Source organism: Hymenobacter elongatus, assembly GCF_004745955.1.
Taxonomy (GTDB): domain Bacteria; phylum Bacteroidota; class Bacteroidia; order Cytophagales; family Hymenobacteraceae; genus Hymenobacter; species Hymenobacter elongatus.
In genome coordinates this window covers 73433-97337 of record NZ_SRLD01000019.1, presented here as the reverse complement: position 1 = coordinate 97337, position 23905 = coordinate 73433, and the positions used below count along the sequence as shown (strand labels likewise).

Genomic DNA, 23905 nt, shown 5'->3' with positions numbered 1-23905 from the left:
GCGTCCGGGCTTTTTTTTGCCAGCGTGGCCACCGTCATGCGCGCCACGCCGCTCGGGCGCACGATGGCGCGCTGCGAGACGCGTTCGAGCAGCAGCCTTTCGACCTGGGCGTAGCGGACCGCCCGTATCGGCGCGGCCGGGGTAAAAACGGCCTGGTGACGGCAGCTCGTACACCGGTACTTGGCTTTGCCTTTACTGCTGCCGTTCTTGCGCAGGGCCGTGCTACCGCACTTGCCACAGTATAACGTGTTCTGGATCAGCTGCCAAGCTACGCAAAAACCGCCTTTTAGACCACCGCCCAAGGGAGAAACGTTTTTAGTATTGTTTGTCCACTAAAACAAGTGCTAATCACCACAGGCCCAGTTCCGCGCCGCCGTCAGGTTTGTGAAGGCCAGTAGCTCAAACGGCATTTGTTGCTGAGCTGTCTCCTGCGCTTGGCCAATAAGCAGTTTGTTGAGAGGATCAACACCCTCAAGGCGAGCGAACCGCTGCACCCCCAGCTCAATTAGGCGGGGAAATACCTGCTGCGCAATCCATTCCAGATCTACCGGGCGCACTGGTCCCAGCAGCCGGTCGTCCGCTATCCAGCCGGTAATACGTTGCTGACGGGCATGCTCGACGCAATCCAGCGTAGCCTGCCGCAGCAAGCTGCTGCTGACGAAGCCTAGCCATTGGGCCTCGATAGCGCGGGAAGTCCCCTCGTAGAGGTAAAGGTTCAGATACGGATAGGTAGCTAGAAGATGCATGCTGAGAGAGACAGAAGGACGTTCGGACGGAGGAAGGCTGCCAGCCCCGCCCTTTGCTTATGGTCGGCAAGTTTACTGCCTTTTGGCTAACATTTTCTGCCAAAGGCAAGAGGTTATGGATGTCGGAGTAAGGTGCGAAATTTCCTGCAGGGTTGCGGGGGTTGTTTTCCACACCGGAAGCTCACAGACAGGAAGGGGAACCTGACAGTTGGCGCGTCGGCACCCCTTTGCTAGTCTCCTCAACGCGCTACGCTATGACTTGCCACGTTGCCTCCGGTGCTGAGGTTGCGCAAGAGCTAGACTCCATCCGCGCTGGGGTGGCTATGGCCACTTCCCGGCAGCGGCTCACCGCCCACGGGCCTACTGTGTTAGTAGGCTAGACCCTTTGACGGTAGGACCCGTTAAGCAGCTCGGAATACAAATATTCCTGAAATAAAAAATCGGTACCTTACATGGGCCTCAGTTTTGGGTTAAGCCTCCGCTTGGGCGCTGTTGTGCAGCAAGTCTATATTTGCCAGCCTGTATTAAGCCGGGGGATTTCCATTTCTTGAGCACCCGGTACACTTGCCTCCAACTTTAAATAAGTCAATGCTGGCCTGTGAGGCCGGTGGCCCCTCCCCACGATGAAGGAAAGCGAAAAAAAGTACCGTCGGCTGATTGAAGCAAGCCAGGATTTATTGGTTACTGTTAATCTGAAGGGCAGCATCCTCGATATCAATGAGGCAGCTGTAACCTTGACGGGCATGGGCCGCGACACGTTGATGGGGGCCGATTTTTTCGCCCTTTTCACCGAACCAGAATTGGTGCGGGATGCCTACCGGGAGGTTGTGGCCAACGGGACGCTCAGCAATGTATCCTTCACGCTCCGGCACGCCAATGGCACTCTAACCGAAGTGTCGTTCGATGGCTCCGTGAACAAGGACGAGCAGGGCGCAGTGCTCGGCGCAGTGATAGTGGCCCGAGAAGTGGCCGAGAAAAACTGGGCGACGGAGCTGAGTATTGCTAACAAAGAACTCGCCTTCCAGCACAACGAGAAGGAGAAGCGCGCCGACGAGCTCAGCATTGCCAATGAAGAGCTGGCATTCCAGAATAATGAGAAAGAAAAACGAGCGGCGGAGCTTGGCATTGCCAACGAAGAGCTGGCCTTTCAGAATGATGAGAAGGAAAAGCGCGCCCAGGAGCTAAGCGTAGCCAACGAAGAGCTAGCCTTTCAGAACGACGAGAAGGAAAAGCGCGCCGCCGAGTTAAGTATTGCTAACGAAGAGCTGGCCTTCCAAAACAACGAAAAGGAGAAGCGCGCGGCCGAGCTCGGCATTGCGAATGAAGAGCTGGCCTTCCAAAACGACGAGAAGGAAAAACGGGCGGCCGAGCTCAGTATTGCTAACAAGGAGCTGGCGTTTCAGAACGACGAGAAGGAGAAGCGGGCCCAGGAGTTGAGCGTAGCGAATACCGAACTGGCCTTTCAGAACGATGAGAAGGAAAAGCGGGCTCAGGAGCTGAGCATCGCCAATACCGAATTGGCGTTTCAGAACGATGAGAAAGAGAAGCGCGCGGCTGAGCTTAGTATCGCCAACACTGAACTGGCGTTTCAGAACGACGAGAAGGAGAAGCGGGCGCAGGAGTTGATTATTGCCAATGCGGAGCTGGCCTTTCAGAATGATGAAAAGGAGAAGCGGGCCCAGGAGCTAAGTATTGCCAACATTGAGCTGGCCTTCCAAAACGATGAGAAGGAAAAGCGGGCGGCCGAGCTGGTCATTGCCAACAAGGAGCTGGCCTTCCAGAACGACGAGAAAGTGAAGCGGGCTGCTGAACTGCGTGTCGCCAACTACGCCCGGGGCCTGATTGAGGCCAGCCGCGACCCGCTGGTGACCATCAGCCCGGAAGGGAAGATTACGGACATGAACCAGGCCACGGTGAACATCACGGGTATGGACCGTGCCCAGCTGATTGGCTCCGATTTCTTCGTCTACTTCACTGACCCGCAGATGGCGCGCGAAGTGTATCAGGAAGTTTTTGCCAAGGGCACGGTGGCCGATTCGCCCCTTACGCTGTGCCACAAAGACGGCAAGCTGACGGACGTGCTCTTCAACGGGTCGGTGTACAAGAACGACGAGGGCAAGGTGCTGGGCGTGGTGATTGTGGCCCGCGACGTGACGGACCAGAAGCGTATTGCGACGGAGCTAATCGAGGCCAAATTCGCGGCTGAGCGCGCCACCGTGCTGGCCGTGGAAGCCCAGGCCAAAGCCGAAAGCGCCACCGGCATTGCCGAAAACGCGGTGAAGGCGAAGCAACAGTTTCTCAGTAACATGAGCCACGAAATCCGGACGCCCATGAACGCCATCATTGGCTTCACGAAGGTGGTGCTGAAGACGCAGCTGACGGAGAAGCAAAAGGAATACCTGACGGCCATCAAGCTCAGCGGCGACACGCTGATTGTGCTCATCAACGACATTCTGGACTTGGCCAAGGTGGACGCGGGCAAGATGACGTTTGAGAAAATCCCGTTTAAGCTCGCCGCGTCGGTGTCGGCTATGGTGCATCTGTTCGAAACTAAGATTCAGGAGAAAAACCTAGCCTTGGTGATGGACTACGACGCCAAAATTCCGGAGGTGCTGGTGGGCGACCCGGTGCGCCTGCACCAGGTTATTCTGAATTTGGTGAGCAATGCCGTAAAATTCACCAGCGAAGGCACCATCACGATGGGGGTGCGGATGCTGGTGCAGGACGCGGAGAAGGTCATCCTGGAGTTCTCGGTTACTGATACCGGCATTGGTATAGAGGAGGCCAAGCTGAGCACGGTATTCGACGATTTTCAGCAGGCTACCAGCGGCACTAGCCGCCTGTACGGTGGCACGGGGCTGGGCTTGGCCATCGTCAAGAACCTAGTGGAGCCCCAGGGCGGCACCATCAACGTGAAAAGCAGGGTAGGGGTAGGCTCCACGTTCAGCTTCATCCTGAGCTTTGGCAAAACCACCGAGAAAGCCGACGCCGAATTGGGCCTGCCCGTTGAGTTGGAAACCGGCTTCAAAGATGTTAAAATCCTAGTGGTGGAAGACATTGCCTTGAACCAGCTGCTGATGAGGACGCTGATGGAGGATTTCGGCTTTGATATGGACGTGGCCGGCAACGGAAAAATTGCCCTCGAAAAGCTGCGCACCACCCGCTACGACATTGTGCTCATGGACTTGCAGATGCCGGTCATGAACGGCTTCGAGGCCACGGAATACATCCGCAATGAGCTGCGCTTGACGGTGCCTATCATCGCCCTGACGGCCGACGTGACAACGGTGGACGTAGAGAAGTGCAAGGCCGTGGGCATGAACGACTATATCTCGAAACCCATCGATGACAAGCTGCTCTACAGCAAAATTATCAAGTATCTGAAGCAGTCCGACTCCGACAAAGCTACCGTTGCACCGACTCCGCGCGATTTGCAACCCCAGCCCCTCACCTGCGTCAACTTTGAGTACCTGAAACGGATAACTAAAAGCGACGCTCGTATGGCCGAGATGATTGGCCTTTACCTGCAGGAAATTCCACAGTTGGTGCAGACCATGAAAAAGGCCATTGCTGAAAAGGACTGGATTGCCCTGAAACGTGCTACGCATTCCATCATCCCTACTTTCGCCACGATGGGTATGGACCCGGAATTGGAGGACATCACCAAATCCATTCAGAGTATGGCGGTTACCCTGATTTCCGTCGGCGATGGGGCCAGCCAGGAAACCATGAGCAGCCTGTTGTCCTTGTTTTCGAAGATAGAAGTGGCCTGCGCCTTGGCCGCTCAGGAGTTAGAGGAAAAGCTGCTGTTGCTTGCGCAAACCTTCTCTGCGGCGCGAGCGAATGAGAGTTCATCTAATTAGGCAAGCTGTGAACAGAAGACAGATGTGGCAAAGTGTCCTGGTTAAATCCTCGGGGTCGGGGCAAATACTTTATTGAAGTAGAAGCCGCCCTACGCGGCCAATGCACCGACTACCGCCAGCTCGACCTGTTCGAGCCCACGGTTGCCGTTCCCTACATCCCCATTCCCTCCTTGGCATGAAGGCCTCCGTCTTTCTCTTCCACACGGGTGACTTTCTAAGCTCGCCCGACGTGCAACCGATGGAGGCCCACGAAGTGGGAGCTTACTGTTTGCTGTTGTTCAATTCCTGGCAGTCCGACCGTCCTGGCTACCTGACCGCCGACGCAAACCGCCTTCGCCGCACCGCCCGCCTCTCCGCTGACCAGTGGGCTGACAGCCGCGAGCTGCTGCTTGGCAAGTTTCCGCTGGCCGCCGAAGAACCCAGCTTGCGCTGCAGCCCACGTCTAGTGCAGGAAGTAAAGTAGTGCCGGGTCAGTGGGAAGTAGCGTGTCAGTAGCGTCTGCCTGATTTCTTTGCTAGCTACTGGCTGCAACAGTATTTTCCACAGCATATCATCCAACGAAGCATAGTCGATTACGTCCCGCAGATGCAAATTCAAAAACAGGCCTGAAAACGAAGAAAGTCCGCCTGGATGGGCGGACTTTCTAAGCTGTGGCGCTCCCTCCTGGGAACGCGGAATTGCTTATTTAAGCTTTAAAAGCGGTTTTAGGCAGGAAATTGTCCCGGTTTATGTCCCGGTATCAGCCTCTGTCCCGGTTTTGTTCGTCCGGTCCGCTCCCTGAGAAATAGTTAACGGAAGATAATTATTTTCCTGCCAATCCACTACCTGCTCGTGCATCCATACTTCGGCCTGGCGCATGGGGTTATACCGGTTCTAGTAAGCGGTTCATGGGCACCGGCCCCACTACGTGCCCGAACAGCTGCAGCACGGCGTTGACCTTGTCCAGGCGCAGGGTTACTTTCCCCTGTTCCAACTCGCGCACAAAGCGCAGGCCCACGCCCGCCTTGGCCGCCAGGTCGGGCTGCGAAAGCCGGAGCAGGCGGCGGCGCTCCTTCACGAAGGCTGCCAGTGTCACTGTCATGAGATGTACCCGTTCGGGTGTAATAACGGCCTGATACATGAGTATTATACCCGATGAGGTATAAATACAGGAATTAAGAGCATGATTATACCCAATCGGGTATACGTAGGCTGACACCGTAGTCTGCCTAGCCTCCCAATCAGATAACGTCGCCGTAAATAATTCGGCTCACCTTCCACATGGCCCGGATGTCTTCTGCCGCTACCGGCAAGCTGCCCGCCAAGGGATTATCCGCGTGAAGCATCAGCAGCCCCCGCTCCAGAATATCATTGTCCTTGATGCGCTTAATCGTCAGCTGATCGGCGAAGGCTATTACGTACACGCCGCTGGTGGCATACTTCACATTGTCCAGCCCGACCCGCACGCCCACCACGCGCATTCCCGACCGCAACTGCGGCTCCATCGAGTCGCCGTCAATTTCGAAGCCCAGCGTCCCCGGCTTGCGCATCTCGGGCGTCGGGTCATAGATGCGCACGTTGGTCAGGTTCTCGTAGGCGTCCAGTTCCCGATCATCCATCAGATCCATGAAGCCGCCGCGCACCTTGCAGGTCACCAGCTTCACGTCCAGGTAATCGGCCTCCTCCAGGTCGCCCAGTATCTGCACGTTGCCGCCCACCGGACTAAACTCCTCCATCGGGCCGCTGCCAAACCACAGCCAGTTGCGACTGATGCCCAACTTGTCCACGATGGTTTCCAGCGCCTCACTGCTGGGTTGATGGCGGCCCCCCTCCAGTTGCGTTATCAACGGACGTGAAACACCCAGCAAGTCCGCCATTTCCTGCTGCGTCATGCCCCGCGACTGGCGCACCACTTTTAGTCGCTCACCAATAGTCAGCGACGGCATCGGGGTAACCGCACTGATTTTTTTCTTCTCGGCAGGTATCATTTGCAACTTTTGGTAACTTTTACTTACATTTGGATTGATTGTCCGCCTTCAAATGTAACAATAAAATTCCAAATGCAACCACTTGAAACCATCACTACGCCGCCCGACCTCCGGGCGTTGCTGCCCCACGGCGCTATTTCAAACATCGCCCGCCAGCTCAACATCTCCCACGCGGCCGTGTCGAAGGCCTTACAGAAGGGGAAGCCCGCGCATCCCGCCGTAGCCGAAGCCGTGCGCCTCATCAAGGCCGCCGGCAGCCAGCAGGTCCAGCACGACCTCACTCAGCTCAAGTCCTAGCCCATTCACCTCACTACCCCTTTGATTATGATGCTCTTTATCGAAGCCAATCAGCCCTACCCGCACCGCCCGCTGCCGTTGGCGCCCTACCTGCGCGAAGAGCCCCGTGCGGCCATGGCGGCCCTGGAGGCCGCTATCCGGGCCTGTCCTCCCAAAGACACTACCGCCTACTCTTCCCGCCCGACGCCCACCCAGCGCTACGAGCTGAGCGTCCTTCTCGACAGTTCCTTCCTGACTCACCGCGAAGCTGTCTGGCTGGAACTGTGGCGCTATGAGTTCGACACCGCCACTGCCGCCAAGGTCCTCACGCAACTTCCCCTCATCCTCGGCCACCGCCAGGCCTCAGGCATTGCCCCGGTAGCGCAGAAGGGTGGCTGCTTCTTCCCCGAACGACTCACGCCCCCGCAGCCATGACCGAGCTATCCACCACCACCGCCGACGGCCTGCACATCACCGTGCGCCTGCCCGACGACCACGCCTGGGTGCGCGAGTCGCTGGAGAAAGCCTGCGCCGCCGAGGCCCGCCGCCAGCTCGAAACCGCCCCCACGCCTGACCCGGCCTACTCCGTGCCCCGCACGGCCGCCCTGCTCGATCTGCACCCCGAGACTCTGCGCGACTACATGCGCCTGCCCGAGCACCACCCGCGCCGCCTGCACTACCTCGCGGGCGAGTCCAGCCGCGGCGACCGGGTGCTGCTGTCCCAGATCCACGACTGGCAGTGCCGCAACCGCACCGATGCCGAGCCGGTAGCCGCCGCTGCTCCCCGCGCTAAGCGCGGCCGCCGCTCCCCCTTCCGCCCCGCTTAATCCGCTACTCAAAAACAGTAGACTCACCCGCCGCCAGTACAGGCGGCTCAATTCCCCGTTCCCCAATGTCCCAGCTACTGCCAATCGTCGGCCCGGATAGTCCGGAGGCTACTACTTCCCTCATCACTATCCAGAAGGTCAAGCTCAAAGACCAGCACCTCACCTGCGAATTTACCGAGCAGCGAACCGACGAGGCCCCACCCCGCGCCTTCGCCCTGACGTGCACCGATCAGGTTCACCCTGACCTGACCCATGCCCTCAGCCGCCTGGTGCCGCACCTCTGCCTGCTGGCCGAGCAGCTGACTGAGACATCCGACTTCTGGCCCGACGAGGCCGAGGAGCTACCCGCTCTGTTCGAGCCCTTCACCGTCACTGGCTTCTCGGTGGGCCGCCACCAGGGCGGCGTCACCCTTATTGGCCAGCGCCAGCTCACTGGCGGCAAGGTGCTCAACCTGACTTCACCCTACCAATCCTTCGACGACGAGCAGGCCACCTATCCCTACACCGGTTTGCTCGAAACCACACTCCAGGCTGCCCTGGCCGAAGTGGAAGCCGCCCTACGCGGTAAAGGCACCGAGTACCGCCAACTCGACCTGTTCGAACAGCCTGCCACCACTAGTGCCCTGCTGGTGCCCACGCCACCGCGCGCATGAAACTCCCGGCTATCCAATTCTACCCCGGCGACTGGCACAAGGACCAGGGCGTCCAGGCCCTCGACCTCGCGCAGCGTGGGGCCTGGTTTGAGCTGCTGTTGATGATGCACGACAGCGACGAGCGCGGCGTGCTCCTCGTCAACGGCCAGCCCATGCCCGATGCCGTCATTGCCCGCCGCCTGGGTTTGGATAACCAAACGGCTAACCAAATTCTAACCACCCTGCTCGACTACGGCGTGGTCAGCCGCCGCGAGTCCGACGGCGCGCTGTTCTGTCGCCGCATGGTTAAAGATGAGAAGCTGCGCCGGGTACGCACCGCCGCCGGTAAAAAGGGCGGTAACCCCAATTTGCTTAACCAAAAGCCCAACCAAACCCCAACCATCGGGGATAAGCAAATCCCAACCCCTTCATTTTCAACTTCACTTACAACTTCAATAATAGAGGGAGAGGCGGCTGACGCCGCCCCGCCCGCGCCCACCGCTGAGAAGTCAGAGTCAAAAGAAAAAAAGTCGTCAGGCTCCCCTCCCTACCGGATGTCGCGCATCAAGCGAGGGTGGGCTGGGGGAGGGGCTCCCACGCTCGCCGACGTCCAGGCCTACGCTGCCGACCAACACCCCGGCAGCCCCGACGCCCAAACCGAAGCCGCTGCCTTCCACGACCACTACGAAAGCAACGGCTGGCGCGTGAGCGGCAAAACCCCCATGGCCGACTGGCGCGCCGCGTTCCGCGGCTGGATGCGCCGCCGCCTCCAATTCCAGGCTGCCGGCCCCCACGGCACCAGCCAGGCTGCGCCCCCGGCTCGCGCCCGCACCGCCCCCAAACCCACCGACCCCACCCGCTGGAGCTAACCCACTATGACCCCAACCCAACCCGCCCGTTTCTCTGCAACGTCTGGCCCCCCTCCTTACCGGGGTAATGCGAATCAAGCATTTGCAGTTGGGGGTGGGGCTCTGCCGCCCCAGGCCCTCGACCTGGAAGCCGCCGTACTCGGTGCTGCCCTGCTCGAAGCTCCCGCCCAGCGCACTTTGCTGGCCACGCTGCCTACCGAGGAAGTATTCTATTCCGCTGCCCACCAGCAGGTGTACCTGGCCATCCGCGACCTGGTGCAGGCCGGCCAGCACGCCGACCTCCTCACCGTCGTGCAGCAGCTGCGCCACCGTGGCACGCTGGAACGTACCGGCGGCCCAGCCTTCGTGGCCGGCCTCACCAGCCGCATCAACTCCGCCGCCCACCTCGATAGCCATTGCCGCATCCTGCAGGAGCAGCACGCCCGCCGCGTGGTCATCCGCGCCGGCTCGGAGCTGGCCGCCTATGGCTACGACAACACCCGCGACCCGCTCGAATTGCTGGCCACCGCCCAAACTCACCTCACCAGCCTCCACCGCACCCTTGAAACCCGCCCCGGCCAAACGGCCGCCGCCGCTTTCGACGCCACCTTCGACCGTTTGGCCCAAGCCGTACAGCAGCACGGCCTCACCGGTATTCCCACCGGCCTCACCCAGCTCGACGGCCTTACCGGCGGCTGGCAGCCCTCCGACCTCATCATTCTCGCCGCCCGGCCCGCGATGGGCAAAACTGCCGCCCTGCTGCATTTTGCCCGAACCGCCGCCCTCGACTACGGCCACCACACCGCCATTTTCAGCCTCGAAATGCCCACCCTGCAACTCATGCAGCGCATGGTGGCCAGCGAAGTCCCCGGCTACAGCAATTCCGACCTGCGCCGCGGCAACCTTCCCGGCGGCCTCGACCAGGTAGCCCATATCCGCCAGCAGGCCCAGCGCCTCCAAACCCACGGCCACCAGCTCCACATTGACGACACTCCCGGCCTGAGCATCCAGCAGCTGCGCGCCAAGTGCGCCCGCCTCCACGCCCAGCACCCGCTGAGCCTGGTGTTGGTCGACTACATCCAGCTTATGCGCGGCGACACCAAAGGCAACCGGGAGCAGGAAGTCGGCAGCATTAGCCGCGGCCTCAAGGAACTGGCCAAGGAACTAAATGCCCCGGTCATCGCCCTCAGCCAACTTTCCCGCGACGTGGAGAAAAGGGGAGGAGACAAACGCCCCATGCTCTCCGACCTGCGCGAGTCCGGCAGCCTGGAGCAGGATGCCGACTGCATCGTCTTCCTCTGGCGCGGCGAGTACTACAGCATCCCCGAGTACGACGACGGCACTCCCACCGCCGATACCATCTTGTTCGACATGGCCAAACACCGCAACGGCGCCACCGACGAGGTAGTAGCCGCCTGCAACCTCCGCCGGGGCGTGTTCAGTGACTTGCACTCTCACGCTGTCAGTTTCTAACGGCTGACTTGTAGCCTCTTCCCAAAACCCAATAGCTAAAAGCCATAGGCTAACAGCTCAAAACCATATGCCAACCCCCATCGTTATCAGCTGCTTCGACCTCACCACCACGCTCGTGCAGCCGTGGGCCGATGCCGGCTACCTCTGCTACTGCGTCGACCTCCAGCACCCGCCCGGCGAAACCCGCGAGGGCAACATCATCCGCGTCGGCATCGACGTGCGCGAATGGCTGCCGCCCTACGGCCCCGTGGCCTTCGCCGCCTTCTTCCCGCCCTGCACCGACACCGCCATTTCCGGCCGCGCCCACTTCCGCCGCAAAGGCCTCGGCAGCGTCATCAAGGCCCTGCAGTTGTTCGAATGGTCCGCCCGTCTCGCCGCCTGGTGCCAGGCCCCCTACTTCATCGAGAACCCGGTGAGCACCGTCAGCACCTATTGGCGTCCCCCGGACTTCCGTTTCGACCCCTGCGATTACGCCGGTTACCTACCACCCGAGCGCCAGCTCAGCGAAGCCTATACCAAGCGCACCTGCCTGTGGACCGGCGGTGGCTTTCAGCTCCCCGAGCACAAGGCCGTAGTGCCCATCCTCGGCTCCAAAATGCACAACCTGCCCGACTCAAAGAACCGCGCCAATCTGCGTTCCGCCACGCCCGCCGGCTTCGCCCGCGCCGTATTTGAGGCTAACGAAAAGCCAGGATAGCGGTATTAGATTGACCAAGCAGCCGCACGAATTTTCTGCTCTAGCGAGCACGACAACGGCATATGCATATAGAAAACCCTTCACAGAAAACAGCACATTGCTTTAGGTTGTGCACTGTATTCCTGTGTATGTTTGTAGCAAACTGCCCCTACTCTTCTTAAACGAGTCAGAGGGAGGCTTTTTTCTTCTTGTACTACACGGATAGCCACTATCCACTGCCTCATAAAGCTACTGCGTGCGAACCATTACTACCATAACCCGAGAGGACTTGGGTTTTCGCAGTGCGAATACAGATGAAAGAACACATGCCCTTCACTCTTATCCAGCTAAATTCATTCCTCAGCTGGTTAACGAGTTAATAAAATCTTTTAGCAAACCGGGGGACTTAATCGCCGACATTTTTGCAGGGAGTGGTACTACGAACCTAGAAGCAATGTGCTTGGGCAGGCATTCGCTAGCCGTTGATGTGAATCCGGTAGCATCTCTCATTACACGGGCTAAAACTGCTATTGTAGAGCCGGAAGTCTTGATTCTAGCATCTGCGCAAGTATTAGCGAATGCGCTGGATTCCGCACGAAATCAATCTATAGAGTCTGAGCGAGTAATAGAACTATTGAAGGGCAAGAACATGGAGCGCTTGCTTCATTGGTTTTCACCAGAAAACATAGTAACCCTAGCATTTCTACTGGAAGAGATTCAGAAAGAAGAAGATATTGATTTACAGGACTTACTGTTGCTAATCTTTTCAAGCTCTTTGAAGCCCGCTTCTAACTGGCTCGACTGGAGTGTTAAGCCACAGTTGGATTGTCGTCCATTGCTGCCAACTGACCCAGCAGATAGACAACCTAATGTGCGTTATCGCCGGCAAGTGCCAGGGGTCGCTGAAGTGTTTACCAGAAAGGCGAAAGAGGTAGCAAGGCGTTATTCAGCATCAGCTGAACATCTGCGTCAACAAGCCTGCTACCGGCCAGAAGTAATCTGTGACGACATTAACAGACACTCACTCGGCAAGGACCGATTTGATGCTGTAATCACAAGTCCTCCTTACCTTACCTCCTATGAGTACGCTGACTTGCATCAGCTTACAGCATACTGGTTATGGAACACTCAGACAGTCACCAGTTTCAAAAAATTGGGATTCATAGGCACACAGCTCTATGAAGAGAGAATGGTAGAAGAAACACTTGTTACAAGTGCGTCTTTGGACCTGATGCGTAAGGTTATGAAACCGCTTGCACAGAAAAGAGTGGAGCGGTACTTTGCTTCAATGCAACGTTGTTTTGCAACTACATATGAAGCGCTGAAACCAGGGGGGCACTTCTGCATAGTAATCGGCAATAGTCGTTTTAGAGGGTATGAAATCGACAATCACAAAGTCTTCTTGGAGCTACTAGAGCCCCTAGGCTTCTCTATTGAGAATGTATGGGAGCGCCCCATTCCCAATAAACGATTAACCTCTCTGCGACATGCGGTAACGGGTCGAATTTTACCTAAAGTGTTTGAGGGAACCGAAAATGCAATTGAAGTTTATCCCACCGAGCACATACTTATCTTGAGAAAATAATATGCCAGTAATCAAGAAGGGCACAGCTTCATTTAAGCCATATGCACGGCTAATGAGCATATTGGGTGACCAACTCATCACAGATAAGATTGTGGCTTTGGTGGAAATTGTAAAAAACTCTTATGATGCGGATGCTACTTCCGTAACAATTGAGTTTAAAAACTGGACTCCCCAAAATGGTGAACAGCCACCAAACCCTAAATCTTATATTGAAATTCGGGACGATGGTCTAGGCATGAATGAGGACGTTTTACTAAACGTTTACTTGAATCCAGGCACACCCAATAAACTTCTTTTAAAGAAGCAGAACCTGAAAACGCCGGTTATGAACCGGACAATGCAGGGCGAGAAAGGAATTGGGCGCTTTGCAATTAATAAGCTAGGACAAGACATCTCTATTTTTAGTAAAACCCCGAATGACCCAGAAGTACAACTGCATGTTGACTTCGCTGATTACGACAATGAAGATGAGGCCGCTCCAGAGGAGTATAAATTACTGAGTGAAATCAGCAATGACTACGTCATTAATGAACCACCTGTCGTATTCACAGGAGGCCCAGGCACACTTATTCGGATAAATAAGCTTAAGCAAAATTGGAGCGATGATGACTTTGCGTCGCTTTCTGCATCCCTACAAAAGCTTGTAGCGCCTCCAGACATTCTACAGCAGGAACACAATCCCGATACTTATGAGGTATTAGCTGACTTCGAATTCAAGCTAATTGTTAATGGCGAAGAGGTAGAGAAAGCGGAGACTCATTGGAGCCAAATGCTTAGTCTTGCGCCTTTTCAAATGATAGGGACGATTAGCGAAAAAGGTGTACTGGAATACGATTATTTAGCTTCAGGCCCATTCAAGAAGCGCGAAAGCAAAAGAACCATTAACCTTTTAAACTACGGCGATTACACTTTTTCTTCAAAAGCTATTAAAGCCAGGTTTGAAGCTCAAGAGGTAAAGGAAGCCGGGGGCAGGAAGCTAAAGCGGCTACCTAAGCAAGGAAAAATACATTTCTCCTTCTACGTATATGACATGCGTCCTAAAACACGCTTGTTAAATAGTCGACAAAAGGAATTTTTAGCTGCCCATAACGTATTTGTATTTCGTGATGGTATCCGCGTGTATCCATTTGGTGAAAAGGATTATGATTGGCTTGAACTTTCACAACGTCGCGCAACCGACAAAGCCGGAGATTATTATAACATAAACCAGATTATCGGTTTCGTTTATATTACTGGCCAAGAAAATCCAAAGCTGAAGGATACGACCAGCCGATATGGCATGATGGACGTAGAAGGCGCTTATGACGACTTCAAAACACTGCTTATTGGCGCATTAAATGCAATGAAAGCAGAATCCGATTTGGATATTGTTAAGGAGGAAATAATTAAAAACCAAAACCTTAAGTCAACAGAAGGAAGTTTAGAACTAGCACACGAGGACTTAGTCAAAAGAATAAATCAGGTAGTAACCGACCCGAAAGAGCAACAGCAGCTTTTAGAGTCTACTAATAAGTTTTTGCAGGTCTACGGAACCCACAATGCCCTGATGAAGGAACGGGTGGAAACATACGAAGACTTAGCAGGTCTAGGTTTAGCGGTGGAAAAGTCATCCCATGATGCCATTATGGTTCTTGGTAGGCTATTTAGAACTATTGATGAATTACGGCGGCGCTTAGAGCAAGATGGTCCTGTTACCAGAAGAATAAAGGACTTGCTGACTGAAATGCGCGACAACGTAGACATTGTCTACAACGAAATGCAAATCATACAACCTTTATTCCGCATTTCTAAGCGTACTGATGATATCGTCAATGTAAAGGAAATTGTTGACAAAACGGTCCGTTACTTCCGACATGAATTGCGTTCTGACATTCAAGTTACAGTAGAGGTAGTAGGAAAAGATTTGCTGCTGACTACCCCACAAGGCTTAATATTGCAAGTTCTAATAAACTTGGTAGATAACGCACTCTACTGGTTGAAGGAAAAAGGAAGCGCGCCAAATGTGCAGAAAGAGCTTCTTTTTCGAGTTGATGGGAACCAAAAAACTCTTCTTGTAGCAGACAGTGGTATTGGTATTAGCCCCGAACTCGCCGACGCTGTATTCGAAGCTTTTTATTCTAGAAAAGCCTCAGGACGCGGGTTAGGCCTGTATATCGCCCGAGAGTTACTGGCCCGAATGGGGGCTACCATAAGCGTAGTATACAGCAGCCCGGAACGTTTGCTGAAGGGAGCTAATTTCCTAATCCAATTCGAAACCCAAGAAGCGTAATGGATACGATTGATATCAAAGGAGTCGTACTGTTCGCAGATGACCGGGTTCATTCAGACGATGAACCAGAGTATGAGCTCTACAAGTTGTTTAAAAAGGAGTTCGTAGTACTTCCAGTAGACAATCTAGACCATTTGAAGCAGGCGCTTACTTCAGTTTCTACTTTCGACGTTATAATTTTAGATTGGGAATTCTTATCCCATGACCCAGACTTTGTTGATGCACCTCCTCAAAACCCCTTGTCGATTTTAGAGGAGTTGAAGCTCTTCTCAAAGATTTTCGTTTATTCAGCTGCCGATATACCTGCAGATGCAGTAGACAGATTGCATATTCTTTTTCCAGGACGAGTAGTAATAAAACAGAAAGTCATCAAAATAGATGAGCGAGACGCATTACTTGCCGAATTTGAAGAAATAAAAAAAGAATTAAAAGAGTTCGCACTTGCAAACCAAAACTTAGATTTTTCAGTTGCTTGGGGCCGCGCGATTAATCAGTCATTACAATCCATTTTTGGTGAATTAGCTGCAGTTAATAAGCATTGGGTTAGGGATATCTATAAATCAAGTGTAAAGGATAATAGCAACGCTATTTCAGAAGTCATCGAACTTTTGAACAATCTTTTGGCTGAGCAACTAGTTCAGAACCCAGGATTAAAAGCCATGATTTTAACTCAAGGCAATGAAAACGGGACCAATACATCTGAACTGGCAGCAGCAAAGCTTTTTCAACGTATCTACTACACGAAAATTCACGGCACTGAGGTGCCTTTTGCTACTGGTGATATATTTGAGATTTCAGATGATGAGTATGCAATACTGATTACACCAGAATGTGAAGTTTATATTCGTGACAGTGTACCTGCTATCCCGAAGAGCAATTTGGAAATCCTCAGGTTTTCTAAAAAGGATATTACTGCAGAATTTGGCATTGACAAGGGATTGGACAAGTTCAACCAGAATGCTACAGCAAAGCATTATTTACCCTCGTTCCCTTACAGGAATGAGGCAATGCTTCTTCCAGCTTGCATCGTTTTCTTGACTGCACTTGAAACTGTATCCAAAGACTTTCTTACAGATTTGGCACGTCACTATAAGCTTAACTCGCCATATATACAGCAACTTCGTCAACGTTATTCATCTTGGCATGGTCGGGTAGGTGTTCCAGCCGTCAATGACCTTATCAAAACGTTTAATGCTAGTCAAGTAGATGCTTACAACAAACGTTTGGAGCACGAAAAGCCTAAAGCAAGTCCGGAAGAAATAGCCCTTAAAAAAGCCCTTGCAAAGCAGGAAAAAGACGCTAGTGGTGCATTGAGGAAAGCTGCCTACGAAGAGAAGAAACGCCTGGAACAAGCCGCTAGCGTAGCAGAGCAGGCGGCACCAGAGCAGGCGGCACCAGAGCAGAAATAAGGAATCGCTTCTCCAAAAGCAAGTTTTCTTCCTCTTGCTTTTGGAGAAGCGGTTTAGCTTATAGCTTTTGTTGCGCCGCCAGGTTCTCCACCCGCGGCCACCATGCCCGCGCCTTCGGCAGCCGCAGCGTTTGCCCATTGAATCGCTGCACGCCATACTCGTGCCCGCCCAGTTCTCCGAACCCCTCAGACACGCGAACCCGGTAGTCTTCATCAATCCAGAACAGGTGCCGGTCGAAGGCGCGGTGCAGGTTTGGGCATAGCGCCAGCCCGTTCCCAATCGTGTCATCGCGGCTCACCGACCATGGCACAATGTGGCAGGCATCCAGCAACGGCGCCGCCCCCGTGGTGCTCACCAGCTGCAGCCCTGACACCGCACACGTCGACTGATAAGCCCGCAGCACTTCCCGGACAAACACCCCACTGCGTTCCGCCAGGGCCGTTTCATCGGCAACGTCCACTGCGCGGTTGTACACGGCCGCCGGTTCCTCCAGCATCTGCCGGCCCATTTCATCCAGCCGCTCCAGGCCCGCCCGCGGCCGAAAGTAATGCCGAGTCAGAGGGAAGTAGCGTACCAGTAGCGCCTGCCTGATTTCTTCGCGGGCTACTGGCTGCAACAGCAGTTCCCACAGCGCCGCATCTAACGAAGCATAGTTGATTACGTCCCGCAGATGCCCGAAGCTGCGCACCGACTTCGACGCCGTTGGTACCAGCTCCCGGCCTGGCCGGGCGTGCAGATGCCAGAACCCACTGCTCCGCAAATGGAAAAACGGCAGCTGAAACGGACACCCACCGTACTCCGGCCCCGGGCTCAGCAGCTGGCAGTACGCCTTGAAGCCCGCAATCAGTTCTGGCGTAATAGCAATGCGGTTATCCCGGATGGTCTGCTCCTCGATACCTTCCAGCACGGCCAGTAGCAGCGCCGGCTTGTAGGGCGACTCTAGGCTTACCCCCGCCACCGTGCGGGCATCTACTTTTAGCTTGGTAAGCCGGGCCAGGTATGATGCCAAGTAACTCAAAATAGCAGAGGATGTAGCTGAAAGTAGAAGTGGTTGCTACCACAATACTAGCACCTTGCGCCGAGTACGCCTAGATATAAGCGACAACCTTATTGACTTCATTTCTAAAAGATGTTATATTTAACAACTTTTAGAAATGAACTACCTCGCCGTCCGTTCCCGCTTCGCCGCCCAGGGCCTCGTATCCAGCCACGAGTTGCGCCAGGCTTTTCCCGATTTCGACAAGCGCCGCCTGGTCGAATGGCAGGCCCGTGGCTATCTGCAGCGCATCGTCAACCGCTGGTACCGCTTCACCGAGACACCCGTCGATGAGGCCCTGCTCTGGTTCACCGCCAACCGCATCTACCAGCCCGCCTACCTGTCTTTGGAAACAGCTTTTTCCTACCACGGCCTGATTCCCGAAGGCGTGTACACGCTTACCTCCGTGAGCCCGCGCAAAACCCAGGAGTACCACACGCCCCTCGGTACGTTCCGATACCAGCACCTGCTGCCCCGCCTATACTTCGGCTACGAAGTGCTGCGGCCCGCCGGTAACCGGCCCGTGCTCATGGCCGACCTCGAAAAGGCCCTGCTCGACTACTGCTACCTGCACCCTGAGCTGCGCACCGCCGCCGACTTCGCCGCCCTGCGCCTCAACCCCGACGTACTGCGCGACAAGCTCAACTTCGCCCGCCTCGCCGACTACCAAACCCTGTTCGCCCACCAGCGCCTCAACCAGCGCATCCAGGCGCTACTTTCCCTCCTCCCGGTCCATGCTTAGCCTCGCCCAGATTCAGGCCCAGTACCCGGCCGCGCTCCGGCCCTTCAGCCGCTTCATCCTGCGCGAGTACCTCCAGCACAAGCTGCTCCAGCTCATCTACGACAGCCCGCTGGCCGACCGGTTCTTCTTCCTGGGTGGAACCTGCCTGCGCATCGTCCACGGCAACAACCGCTTTTCCGAAGACCTCGATTTCGACAACACCGGCGTCACCGCCGCCGAGTTCGGCGAGTTGGCCAACATCGTGGCCCGCGGCATGGAGTTGGAGGGCTACGATGTTGAAATGAAGATGGTGCTCAAAGACGCCTACCACTGCCACGTCCGCTTTCCCGAGTTGCTGTTCAATGAGGGCCTGAGCGGCTACCGCGAGGAGAAGATTCTCATCCAGCTCGACACCGAGCCCCAGCACTTTGCCTTCGAGCCGGAGCTGCATTTGCTCAACCGCTTCGACGTCTTCACTCAAATTCAGACTACCCCGCCCGACCTGCTGCTGGCCCAGAAGTTCTACGCCATTCTCAACCGCGTCCGCAACAAGGGCCGCGACTTCTACGACGCCGTGTTCCTGCTCGGCCGCCAGGTCACCCCCAACTACGCCTACCTCACCCAGAAGCGCGGCATCGAAACTCCCGCCGACCTCAAAGACCAGCTGCTGGCCCACTGTCAAACCCTCGATATGCAGGCCATGGCCGACGACGTGCGCCCCTTCCTCTTCAACCCCCGCGAAGACCGCTTGGTCACTATGTTCCCCCAATACATCCGGCAGGTGTTAAGCTGAAACGGACTACCTCCGAAACCAAAACGAGCGGACCACCTGGCCCGCTCGTTTCATCTCCACCCTACACCTCGAAATGCGGCCGGTCCTTAAACCTCGGCCAGTCGCCGCCCCAATGCACTCGCGCATCAGCTGCCTTCATCAGCCGCGCAAATTTGCCTAGCAGCAGCCCCGACCACGATACCTCCCCATCCGGCAGCAGAAAGGCCACATCCAGCGCCGGCGCCGGCAGCTGGTTGTGCTTCGACTCCCCGCCGCGCTTGTACGTCACCACCGGCCCTGGCTTGCTGCGCCCCTGCTTATATAGCTCATCCTGCCGCTCCGGGCTCCGGTAGCACTCCGTAATAATCGGCCGCCCCGCCAGCCGGAGCACCGGGTCACCCAACCACCGCGCCAGCGCCTGCGCGTAAGCCGCCGCCAGGCTCGGCATCGCCTGCCCCAGCCGGGCCGCCTGCACCTTCAGCTGAACCCCGCTCAACCGCGGTGCCGCCCGATCCACCCCAGGTCGTGCCTTATTCAGTACCATCAGTTCCCGTGCTAACAGTAGGCTCAGCCGTTGCCGGGGCCGTCACCACCCCCACCACCGGACCCTTTACCACGTTTTCAGGTTTCTGCAGCGCCTTGCGCACCGTCGCCCAAATCGTCACGATAGCCACCAACGCCTGAATAATGAGGTGCCCGTAGTTCTCAATCTTATCGGGGTCCGGCGGCGTCAGCTCATTGCTGGCCATTTGTCCGACGAGGGCCGTTGTCAGGATGTGCGCCAGGTGTCCCGCTTTCGTGCTACTAAACATGATGGAAGAGGTTGGTTATAGATGCAAAGTGTGTTACAAATTTACGTAACATTTTGCTACATAGTTGTTGGGTATTCGTTGCGTGAAGTTTGTGTTTTTTAGGGCAGCCCCTTCGGGCCGGGCTATCCGCCACTTCGCTTCGCTACGGCCCTACGGGCAGCCTCCCGCTGGTCGGCTTGGCTACTATCCCTGCTGCAGCCAGCGCCATCCGGATACTGATCCACTCACTCTGCAACCCCTGACGCTCCGCCCGCCCACCGCCGGCCGCACCGCCCGCCTTCCAGGACGGGCCGCCCGTCCGTCCCCACCAACCCCGCCCCGGCCCCGGCCGCCGTTCCACTCCGTTGCTACCTTGCTCCGCAGGGTTTTGGACTCCGTGCCTCCGCCCAAAACCCCACTACGCGGCGTCCGCTCCTCCGCTCCACGCCGTCCCGGCCCTCTCCCCACCACACCGCCACAACAGCTGCAATAGTGCCTTGTGATACAGCGCTAATGCCAGCCCACCGCACCACGGCCCCGCCGTGCCGGGCCTGAAAAAGGCCCACACCGCGAGTCCGCTCCCCCGGAGTAGGAGCAGGCCCCAGGCCGAAAAGCCTGCCGCCCGCTGGTACTATCTGCGTTCAGGCCACGCAGGCCAAAGAATAAGGCCCGCTTCGCGGAGGGTTTCATTGGGGAGTACCCCAAGCCCCCGCCATCATGCCCAGGCTAACGCCTAGTCATCTGCCTCGGCTTCCGCAGCCTCCCGCTGGTCGGCCACTACCGCCTCACAAGGCCGGCTTCGCCGAGCATCCATTGGGGGCCTCAGCCCGCCCCCCCAACCCCCCTGGGCAAGGCATCTAGTCGTTCTGGCGGGGCGGCCCTGGCAACGAGCCGCGCCAGGTGTCTTTATTGTACTTTTTGTGATTGAACACCGCGAAACTAAAGGCGTTTACCACCTTGAAATATCATTCCTAAATGTAACAAAGTGTTACTTTATTTCGTATATTAGGGTAGCAAGTCGGGAGAGACCCGGCTACTGCCCCAGCCGGAGGCCTACGGCGCGGGCACCCCACGGCTAACACATACAGCCATGCAACCCAATCAACTTTTGCAGCTTGCCGCTGCCGCCTGGAAAGGCCCCGCCCTGTGTCAGTTCTCGGGCATCTATGTTGCGCAGTCTGCCGCTACCTATGGTCAGGGCAGTTCCACTTGGCACGTCATGCTCAGCCTGGCCGAAAGGCCCGCGTGTCAGCCGTCCGGTGGCTTCGCCGGCTCCTCACCCTGCCCGTTTGAGGCCCTGCGCCAGGCTTTCCGTGCCCTGCGCGCCGTGGCCCCCGGCTATGCCTTCGCCGCCGTGTGGCAGGTTATCCAGGCTGAGGATGAGTTTGCCGGGGTACCCGCTCATGCCTAGTGTAGCCACTGCCCCAGCCGCGCCTACTGTGGGCGCGGCTGCCGGCCGGCGGGCTGCCCTGCAGGCCACTCTGGACCAGCTGCAGGCACTGTATCCGCCTCGCCCGGCCACTCCTCCCCAGCCCGCGCCGGCTCCCATCGACCCCGCCGCCATAGCGGCCCGCCTTGCGTTGGCCCTCGCCCACTCGGTCATGTTTGACGCCCGCGCCGCCAGGTATGCGCTGCGCGATGACTACCGCCCCCGGCCCGGCCGCTTTGGCCAGCTGCGCGTCGCCATTGTGCGTTATCGAGAGGCCCTTGCCGCCTACGCTGCCGCCGCCGCGGCCTTCCACGCCAGCCCGGCCGGCGCTGCTTTGCAGGCCGCCCGTGCCCGCTACCCCCGCTTTTAGCCAAACGGCCCGCGCCAGCTGCGGTGCGGGCCACAAGCCTACTATTCATGGAATATCACCCAACGGAGGCCGAGCTGAACGGCCTGATCGGCGAAGCCATGGCCGCCGATGAAGCCCAGGCCGCCCATTACAATCAGCTGGCCGCCCGCCAGGAGTGGGAGCGGCAGGCCTGGTACCACCACGAGCACGAGCAGCAGGGGTGGGACGATGGCGAGTACGAACAGATGATGTTCGAGGTCGAAGGCTACTAGCCTACCCCGCCAAATCAATTTTTCAACCAGGGGCCGCCGAGCCAGGCTGGCCCCATTAAACAGCTTCATCATGCCTAAATCTGCTACTACTTACCAGCCCCAACTCCTCGACCCGCACAGTGCCGAGCCCCAGCCCATCAGCCCCAAAAACGGCCGCAACTTCAAGCTGGCGGAACTATACAGCCTGCTCGATTGCCAGCTGGTCGAGGTGATACGCCTTACGCCCGAGCTGATTTTAATCGTCGACGAAGAGGGCAAGTTCTGCAACCCCTGCTACCTCAACCTGCTGGCTACCTACCTCTGGTACCAGCACCAGCCCGCCGCCCGCGGCCAGGACTCCATCGTGGGCCGCGCCATTCTGTGCCACGACAAGCAATTCAAATAACCACCAACAGCAACGGGGCCGGCCCGCCGCCGGCCCCGCTTTTTCACCCTTTACCCCTTACCTCATGTCAACCAAAGTAAAAGCCCAACGCAGCGCTGCCCCTGAAGAAGCCGCCGTCCCAACCACGGCTACTTTAGAACTCACCCCTCCCAACCGGGGAGGGGCTGGGGGTGGGGCTGCTTACCTCATTGAGAAGCTGGACGAGGCTACCGGCGAGCTGGCCCAGGTGTCGCGCTTCCGCTACCTGCCCGGCCACCCCCGCCAGGTGCGTTTCGATGCCAAGGCCGGCCAGTTCAACATCGGCGGCACTACGCCGCTCGGCAACTCGCTCCGCTTTATTCCGCTGGCCTGGCGCATTTTCCAGGATGATATTCTGAACATGGGCCGCAAGCTGTGGGCCGAGCTGTTTTTTGCCGACGACAAGGGCGCAGTTTGCGCCGTGCTCTTCCACGGCTACAGCGTCGAAAACCTGTACCGCCTCATCGAGCCCCTGTTTTACGACGACCTGACCCTAGCCGACGTGGTTGTAAAGGTCACGGCCGAGAAGAAGCAAACCACCAAGGACGGCAAGACGGCCACCTACTACATTGCCCAGTTCAGCTACGAAGCCGCCGACCCTGCCGAAGTAGCCGCTCGCCGCGACTACGCCCGCGACTTCCCCATCTGGCGCGCCGAAACCTACACCGGGGCCGCCGACCTGCGCATCCAGCACGGCTACACCGTGCCCACTGAGCAAGAGCACTCTGACGAGCAGCCCGCCGCCGAAGTGGCGGCCTTGCCGCCCGCTGCCTAATAGCCCAGGCCACCGGCCGCCCGTCCCGCCCACAGGCGGGCGGCCCCACCGGGCCAGAACCTCTTTTCTTCCTCCTCCATAAGCCCAGCCTCATGTTCCATACCCTGATCCATCACCCCGACCTGACCCAGGTCCAGCACCGCGCCCTACCCCAGGTCAGCAACACCGATTTAAGCAACCTCAAAAACGAGTTGCTGGGCCTCACCCGCCAACCCAACCCCGTGGCGCTGGCCTACGGTAGCTATTTTCATACCGCCACCCTCGAACCCGCCGCCTACGCCCGCACCGACGAGCGCGGCATCAAGTGGGCCGACCTGGAGCAGCTAGCCCGCCAGGTGCGCCGCCAGCGCTACTGCCGCGACCTGCTCTACCGCGGCCAGGCCGAACAGTCCTACACCGCCGTGCATACAGCCACCGGGGTAGGGGTGAAGCTGCGCCCCGACCTGTTGGTGCGTAGCCGCGCCGGCCGCCAGCTCACGCTCATCGACTTCAAGACCACCAGCAGCCCCGACCTGGCCCACTTCCTGACCACCATTGAAAAATACGACTACGACCGCCAGGCCGCCCTATACCTCGACGTGCTCGGCGCCACGCGCTTCCTCATCATCGGCGTGCAGAAGAAGGCCCCACACGACGTTTGGCGCGTTGAGTTGACGGCCACGCCCGGCCTCATCGAGCAGGGCCGCAAGAAGTACTGTCGGCTACTATGCGCCTACGTCGGGCAGAAGGCCTAAGTGTTCAGCGCTAACCGGTGTTTATAAGGTAGATTAGCCTCCCTGATAGGAA

Annotated in this window: 28 protein-coding genes; 21 read left to right on the top strand and 7 right to left on the bottom strand. The window is 57.2% G+C overall.

Going from position 1 to position 23905, the window contains the following annotated elements:
• Both E5J99_RS22260 and E5J99_RS11270 read right to left on the bottom strand, forming a co-directional pair.
• Positions 1–302, bottom strand: a 302-nt coding sequence (locus E5J99_RS22260; RefSeq protein ID WP_135497908.1) for an IS1/IS1595 family N-terminal zinc-binding domain-containing protein, incomplete at its 3' end; no start/stop codon positions are given.
• A gap of 42 nt (positions 303–344) precedes the next feature.
• Positions 345–746: a hypothetical protein gene (locus E5J99_RS11270; protein ID WP_135497907.1), complete on the bottom strand. Its 402-nt coding sequence runs from the start codon at positions 744–746 to the stop codon at positions 345–347.
• A gap of 623 nt (positions 747–1369) precedes the next feature.
• Between E5J99_RS11270 and E5J99_RS11265 the strand changes: the two genes are divergently transcribed.
• From E5J99_RS11265 to E5J99_RS11260, 3 genes are read left to right on the top strand one after another with little or no spacing between them, the layout of a single operon-like run.
• Positions 1370–4609, top strand: coding sequence for a PAS domain S-box protein (locus E5J99_RS11265; protein ID WP_135497906.1), 3240 nt, complete (start codon positions 1370–1372; stop codon positions 4607–4609).
• A gap of 32 nt (positions 4610–4641) precedes the next feature.
• Positions 4642–4788, top strand: coding sequence for a hypothetical protein (locus E5J99_RS21270; protein WP_167852085.1), 147 nt, complete (start codon positions 4642–4644; stop codon positions 4786–4788).
• Complete coding sequence (locus tag E5J99_RS11260; RefSeq protein ID WP_167852084.1) at positions 4785–5072, top strand: DUF1376 domain-containing protein; 288 nt, start codon at positions 4785–4787, stop codon at positions 5070–5072. Before E5J99_RS21270 ends, E5J99_RS11260 begins: the two co-directional genes overlap by 4 nt.
• Before the next feature lie 399 nt (positions 5073–5471).
• Here the strand turns inward: E5J99_RS11260 and E5J99_RS11255 are convergent, their stop codons facing one another.
• Complete coding sequence (locus E5J99_RS11255) at positions 5472–5690, bottom strand: type II toxin-antitoxin system Y4mF family antitoxin (RefSeq protein WP_135497904.1); 219 nt, start codon at positions 5688–5690, stop codon at positions 5472–5474.
• A 139-nt stretch (positions 5691–5829) separates the two neighbouring features.
• Positions 5830–6576, bottom strand: a complete 747-nt coding sequence (locus tag E5J99_RS11250; RefSeq protein WP_135497903.1) for an XRE family transcriptional regulator — start codon at positions 6574–6576, stop codon at positions 5830–5832.
• 72 nt (positions 6577–6648) lie between these two features.
• On the opposite strand from E5J99_RS11250, the gene E5J99_RS11245 reads away from it, so the two are divergent.
• From E5J99_RS11245 to E5J99_RS11200, 10 genes are all read left to right on the top strand, one after another.
• Complete coding sequence (locus E5J99_RS11245; protein WP_135497902.1) at positions 6649–6873, top strand: hypothetical protein; 225 nt, start codon at positions 6649–6651, stop codon at positions 6871–6873.
• A gap of 27 nt (positions 6874–6900) precedes the next feature.
• Positions 6901–7287 (top strand): hypothetical protein, encoded by a 387-nt coding sequence (locus E5J99_RS11240; RefSeq protein ID WP_135497901.1) that lies wholly within the window; start codon positions 6901–6903, stop codon positions 7285–7287.
• Positions 7284–7679: a hypothetical protein gene (locus tag E5J99_RS11235; protein ID WP_135497900.1), complete on the top strand. Its 396-nt coding sequence runs from the start codon at positions 7284–7286 to the stop codon at positions 7677–7679. Before E5J99_RS11240 ends, E5J99_RS11235 begins: the two co-directional genes overlap by 4 nt.
• A 65-nt stretch (positions 7680–7744) precedes the next feature.
• On the top strand, positions 7745–8332 hold the full coding sequence (locus tag E5J99_RS11230; RefSeq protein WP_135497899.1) for a hypothetical protein: 588 nt from the start codon (positions 7745–7747) through the stop codon (positions 8330–8332).
• Complete coding sequence (locus E5J99_RS11225; RefSeq protein ID WP_135497898.1) at positions 8329–9180, top strand: hypothetical protein; 852 nt, start codon at positions 8329–8331, stop codon at positions 9178–9180. The genes E5J99_RS11230 and E5J99_RS11225 overlap by 4 nt, the downstream gene beginning before the upstream one ends.
• Before the next feature lie 6 nt (positions 9181–9186).
• Positions 9187–10632, top strand: a complete 1446-nt coding sequence (gene dnaB, locus E5J99_RS11220; RefSeq protein ID WP_135497897.1) for a replicative DNA helicase — start codon at positions 9187–9189, stop codon at positions 10630–10632.
• 67 nt (positions 10633–10699) lie between these two features.
• The gene (locus tag E5J99_RS11215; protein ID WP_135497896.1) at positions 10700–11329 is read left to right on the top strand and encodes a hypothetical protein; all 630 of its coding nucleotides are present in this window, start codon (positions 10700–10702) and stop codon (positions 11327–11329) included.
• 268 nt (positions 11330–11597) lie between these two features.
• A complete protein-coding gene (locus tag E5J99_RS11210; protein WP_167852083.1) occupies positions 11598–12893 on the top strand; it encodes a DNA methyltransferase in 1296 nt (431 codons plus the stop codon).
• 1 nt (position 12894) lies between these two features.
• The gene (locus E5J99_RS11205; protein WP_135497894.1) at positions 12895–15162 is read left to right on the top strand and encodes an ATP-binding protein; all 2268 of its coding nucleotides are present in this window, start codon (positions 12895–12897) and stop codon (positions 15160–15162) included.
• Positions 15162–16571, top strand: a complete 1410-nt coding sequence (locus E5J99_RS11200; RefSeq protein ID WP_135497893.1) for a hypothetical protein — start codon at positions 15162–15164, stop codon at positions 16569–16571. The genes E5J99_RS11205 and E5J99_RS11200 overlap by 1 nt, the downstream gene beginning before the upstream one ends.
• Positions 16572–16629: 58 nt before the next feature.
• On the opposite strand, the gene E5J99_RS11195 is transcribed toward E5J99_RS11200, so the two are convergent.
• Complete coding sequence (locus E5J99_RS11195; protein WP_135497892.1) at positions 16630–17580, bottom strand: HNH endonuclease; 951 nt, start codon at positions 17578–17580, stop codon at positions 16630–16632.
• 145 nt (positions 17581–17725) lie between these two features.
• Here E5J99_RS11195 and E5J99_RS11190 point away from each other — a divergent pair, with 145 nt between their 5' ends.
• Positions 17726–18349 carry a type IV toxin-antitoxin system AbiEi family antitoxin domain-containing protein gene (locus E5J99_RS11190; RefSeq protein ID WP_135497891.1) on the top strand — a complete coding sequence of 208 codons (624 nt, stop codon included), beginning with the start codon at positions 17726–17728 and terminating at the stop codon, positions 18347–18349.
• Positions 18342–19121 carry a nucleotidyl transferase AbiEii/AbiGii toxin family protein gene (locus E5J99_RS11185; protein WP_135497890.1) on the top strand — a complete coding sequence of 260 codons (780 nt, stop codon included), beginning with the start codon at positions 18342–18344 and terminating at the stop codon, positions 19119–19121. Before E5J99_RS11190 ends, E5J99_RS11185 begins: the two co-directional genes overlap by 8 nt.
• Positions 19122–19182: 61 nt before the next feature.
• On the opposite strand, the gene E5J99_RS11180 is transcribed toward E5J99_RS11185, so the two are convergent.
• Complete coding sequence (locus tag E5J99_RS11180) at positions 19183–19644, bottom strand: M15 family metallopeptidase (protein ID WP_135497889.1); 462 nt, start codon at positions 19642–19644, stop codon at positions 19183–19185.
• Entirely contained in the window at positions 19631–19912 is a 282-nt protein-coding gene (locus E5J99_RS11175) for a hypothetical protein (protein ID WP_135497888.1), read from the bottom strand. Before E5J99_RS11175 ends, E5J99_RS11180 begins: the two co-directional genes overlap by 14 nt.
• A gap of 1069 nt (positions 19913–20981) precedes the next feature.
• Here E5J99_RS11175 and E5J99_RS11170 point away from each other — a divergent pair.
• From E5J99_RS11170 to E5J99_RS11145, 6 genes are all read left to right on the top strand, one after another.
• Positions 20982–21302 (top strand): hypothetical protein, encoded by a 321-nt coding sequence (locus E5J99_RS11170; RefSeq protein WP_135497887.1) that lies wholly within the window; start codon positions 20982–20984, stop codon positions 21300–21302.
• A complete protein-coding gene (locus E5J99_RS11165) occupies positions 21295–21690 on the top strand; it encodes a hypothetical protein (RefSeq protein WP_135497886.1) in 396 nt (131 codons plus the stop codon). The genes E5J99_RS11170 and E5J99_RS11165 overlap by 8 nt, the downstream gene beginning before the upstream one ends.
• 47 nt (positions 21691–21737) lie before the next feature.
• On the top strand, positions 21738–21941 hold the full coding sequence (locus E5J99_RS11160) for a hypothetical protein (protein WP_135497884.1): 204 nt from the start codon (positions 21738–21740) through the stop codon (positions 21939–21941).
• Positions 21942–22011: 70 nt separating this feature from the next.
• Entirely contained in the window at positions 22012–22326 is a 315-nt protein-coding gene (locus tag E5J99_RS11155) for a DUF3846 domain-containing protein (RefSeq protein ID WP_135497882.1), read from the top strand.
• A 64-nt stretch (positions 22327–22390) separates the two neighbouring features.
• Complete coding sequence (locus E5J99_RS11150; protein WP_245318901.1) at positions 22391–23119, top strand: hypothetical protein; 729 nt, start codon at positions 22391–22393, stop codon at positions 23117–23119.
• 92 nt (positions 23120–23211) lie between these two features.
• On the top strand, positions 23212–23853 hold the full coding sequence (locus E5J99_RS11145; RefSeq protein ID WP_135497880.1) for a PD-(D/E)XK nuclease-like domain-containing protein: 642 nt from the start codon (positions 23212–23214) through the stop codon (positions 23851–23853).
• Positions 23854–23905: the final 52 nt, after the last annotated feature.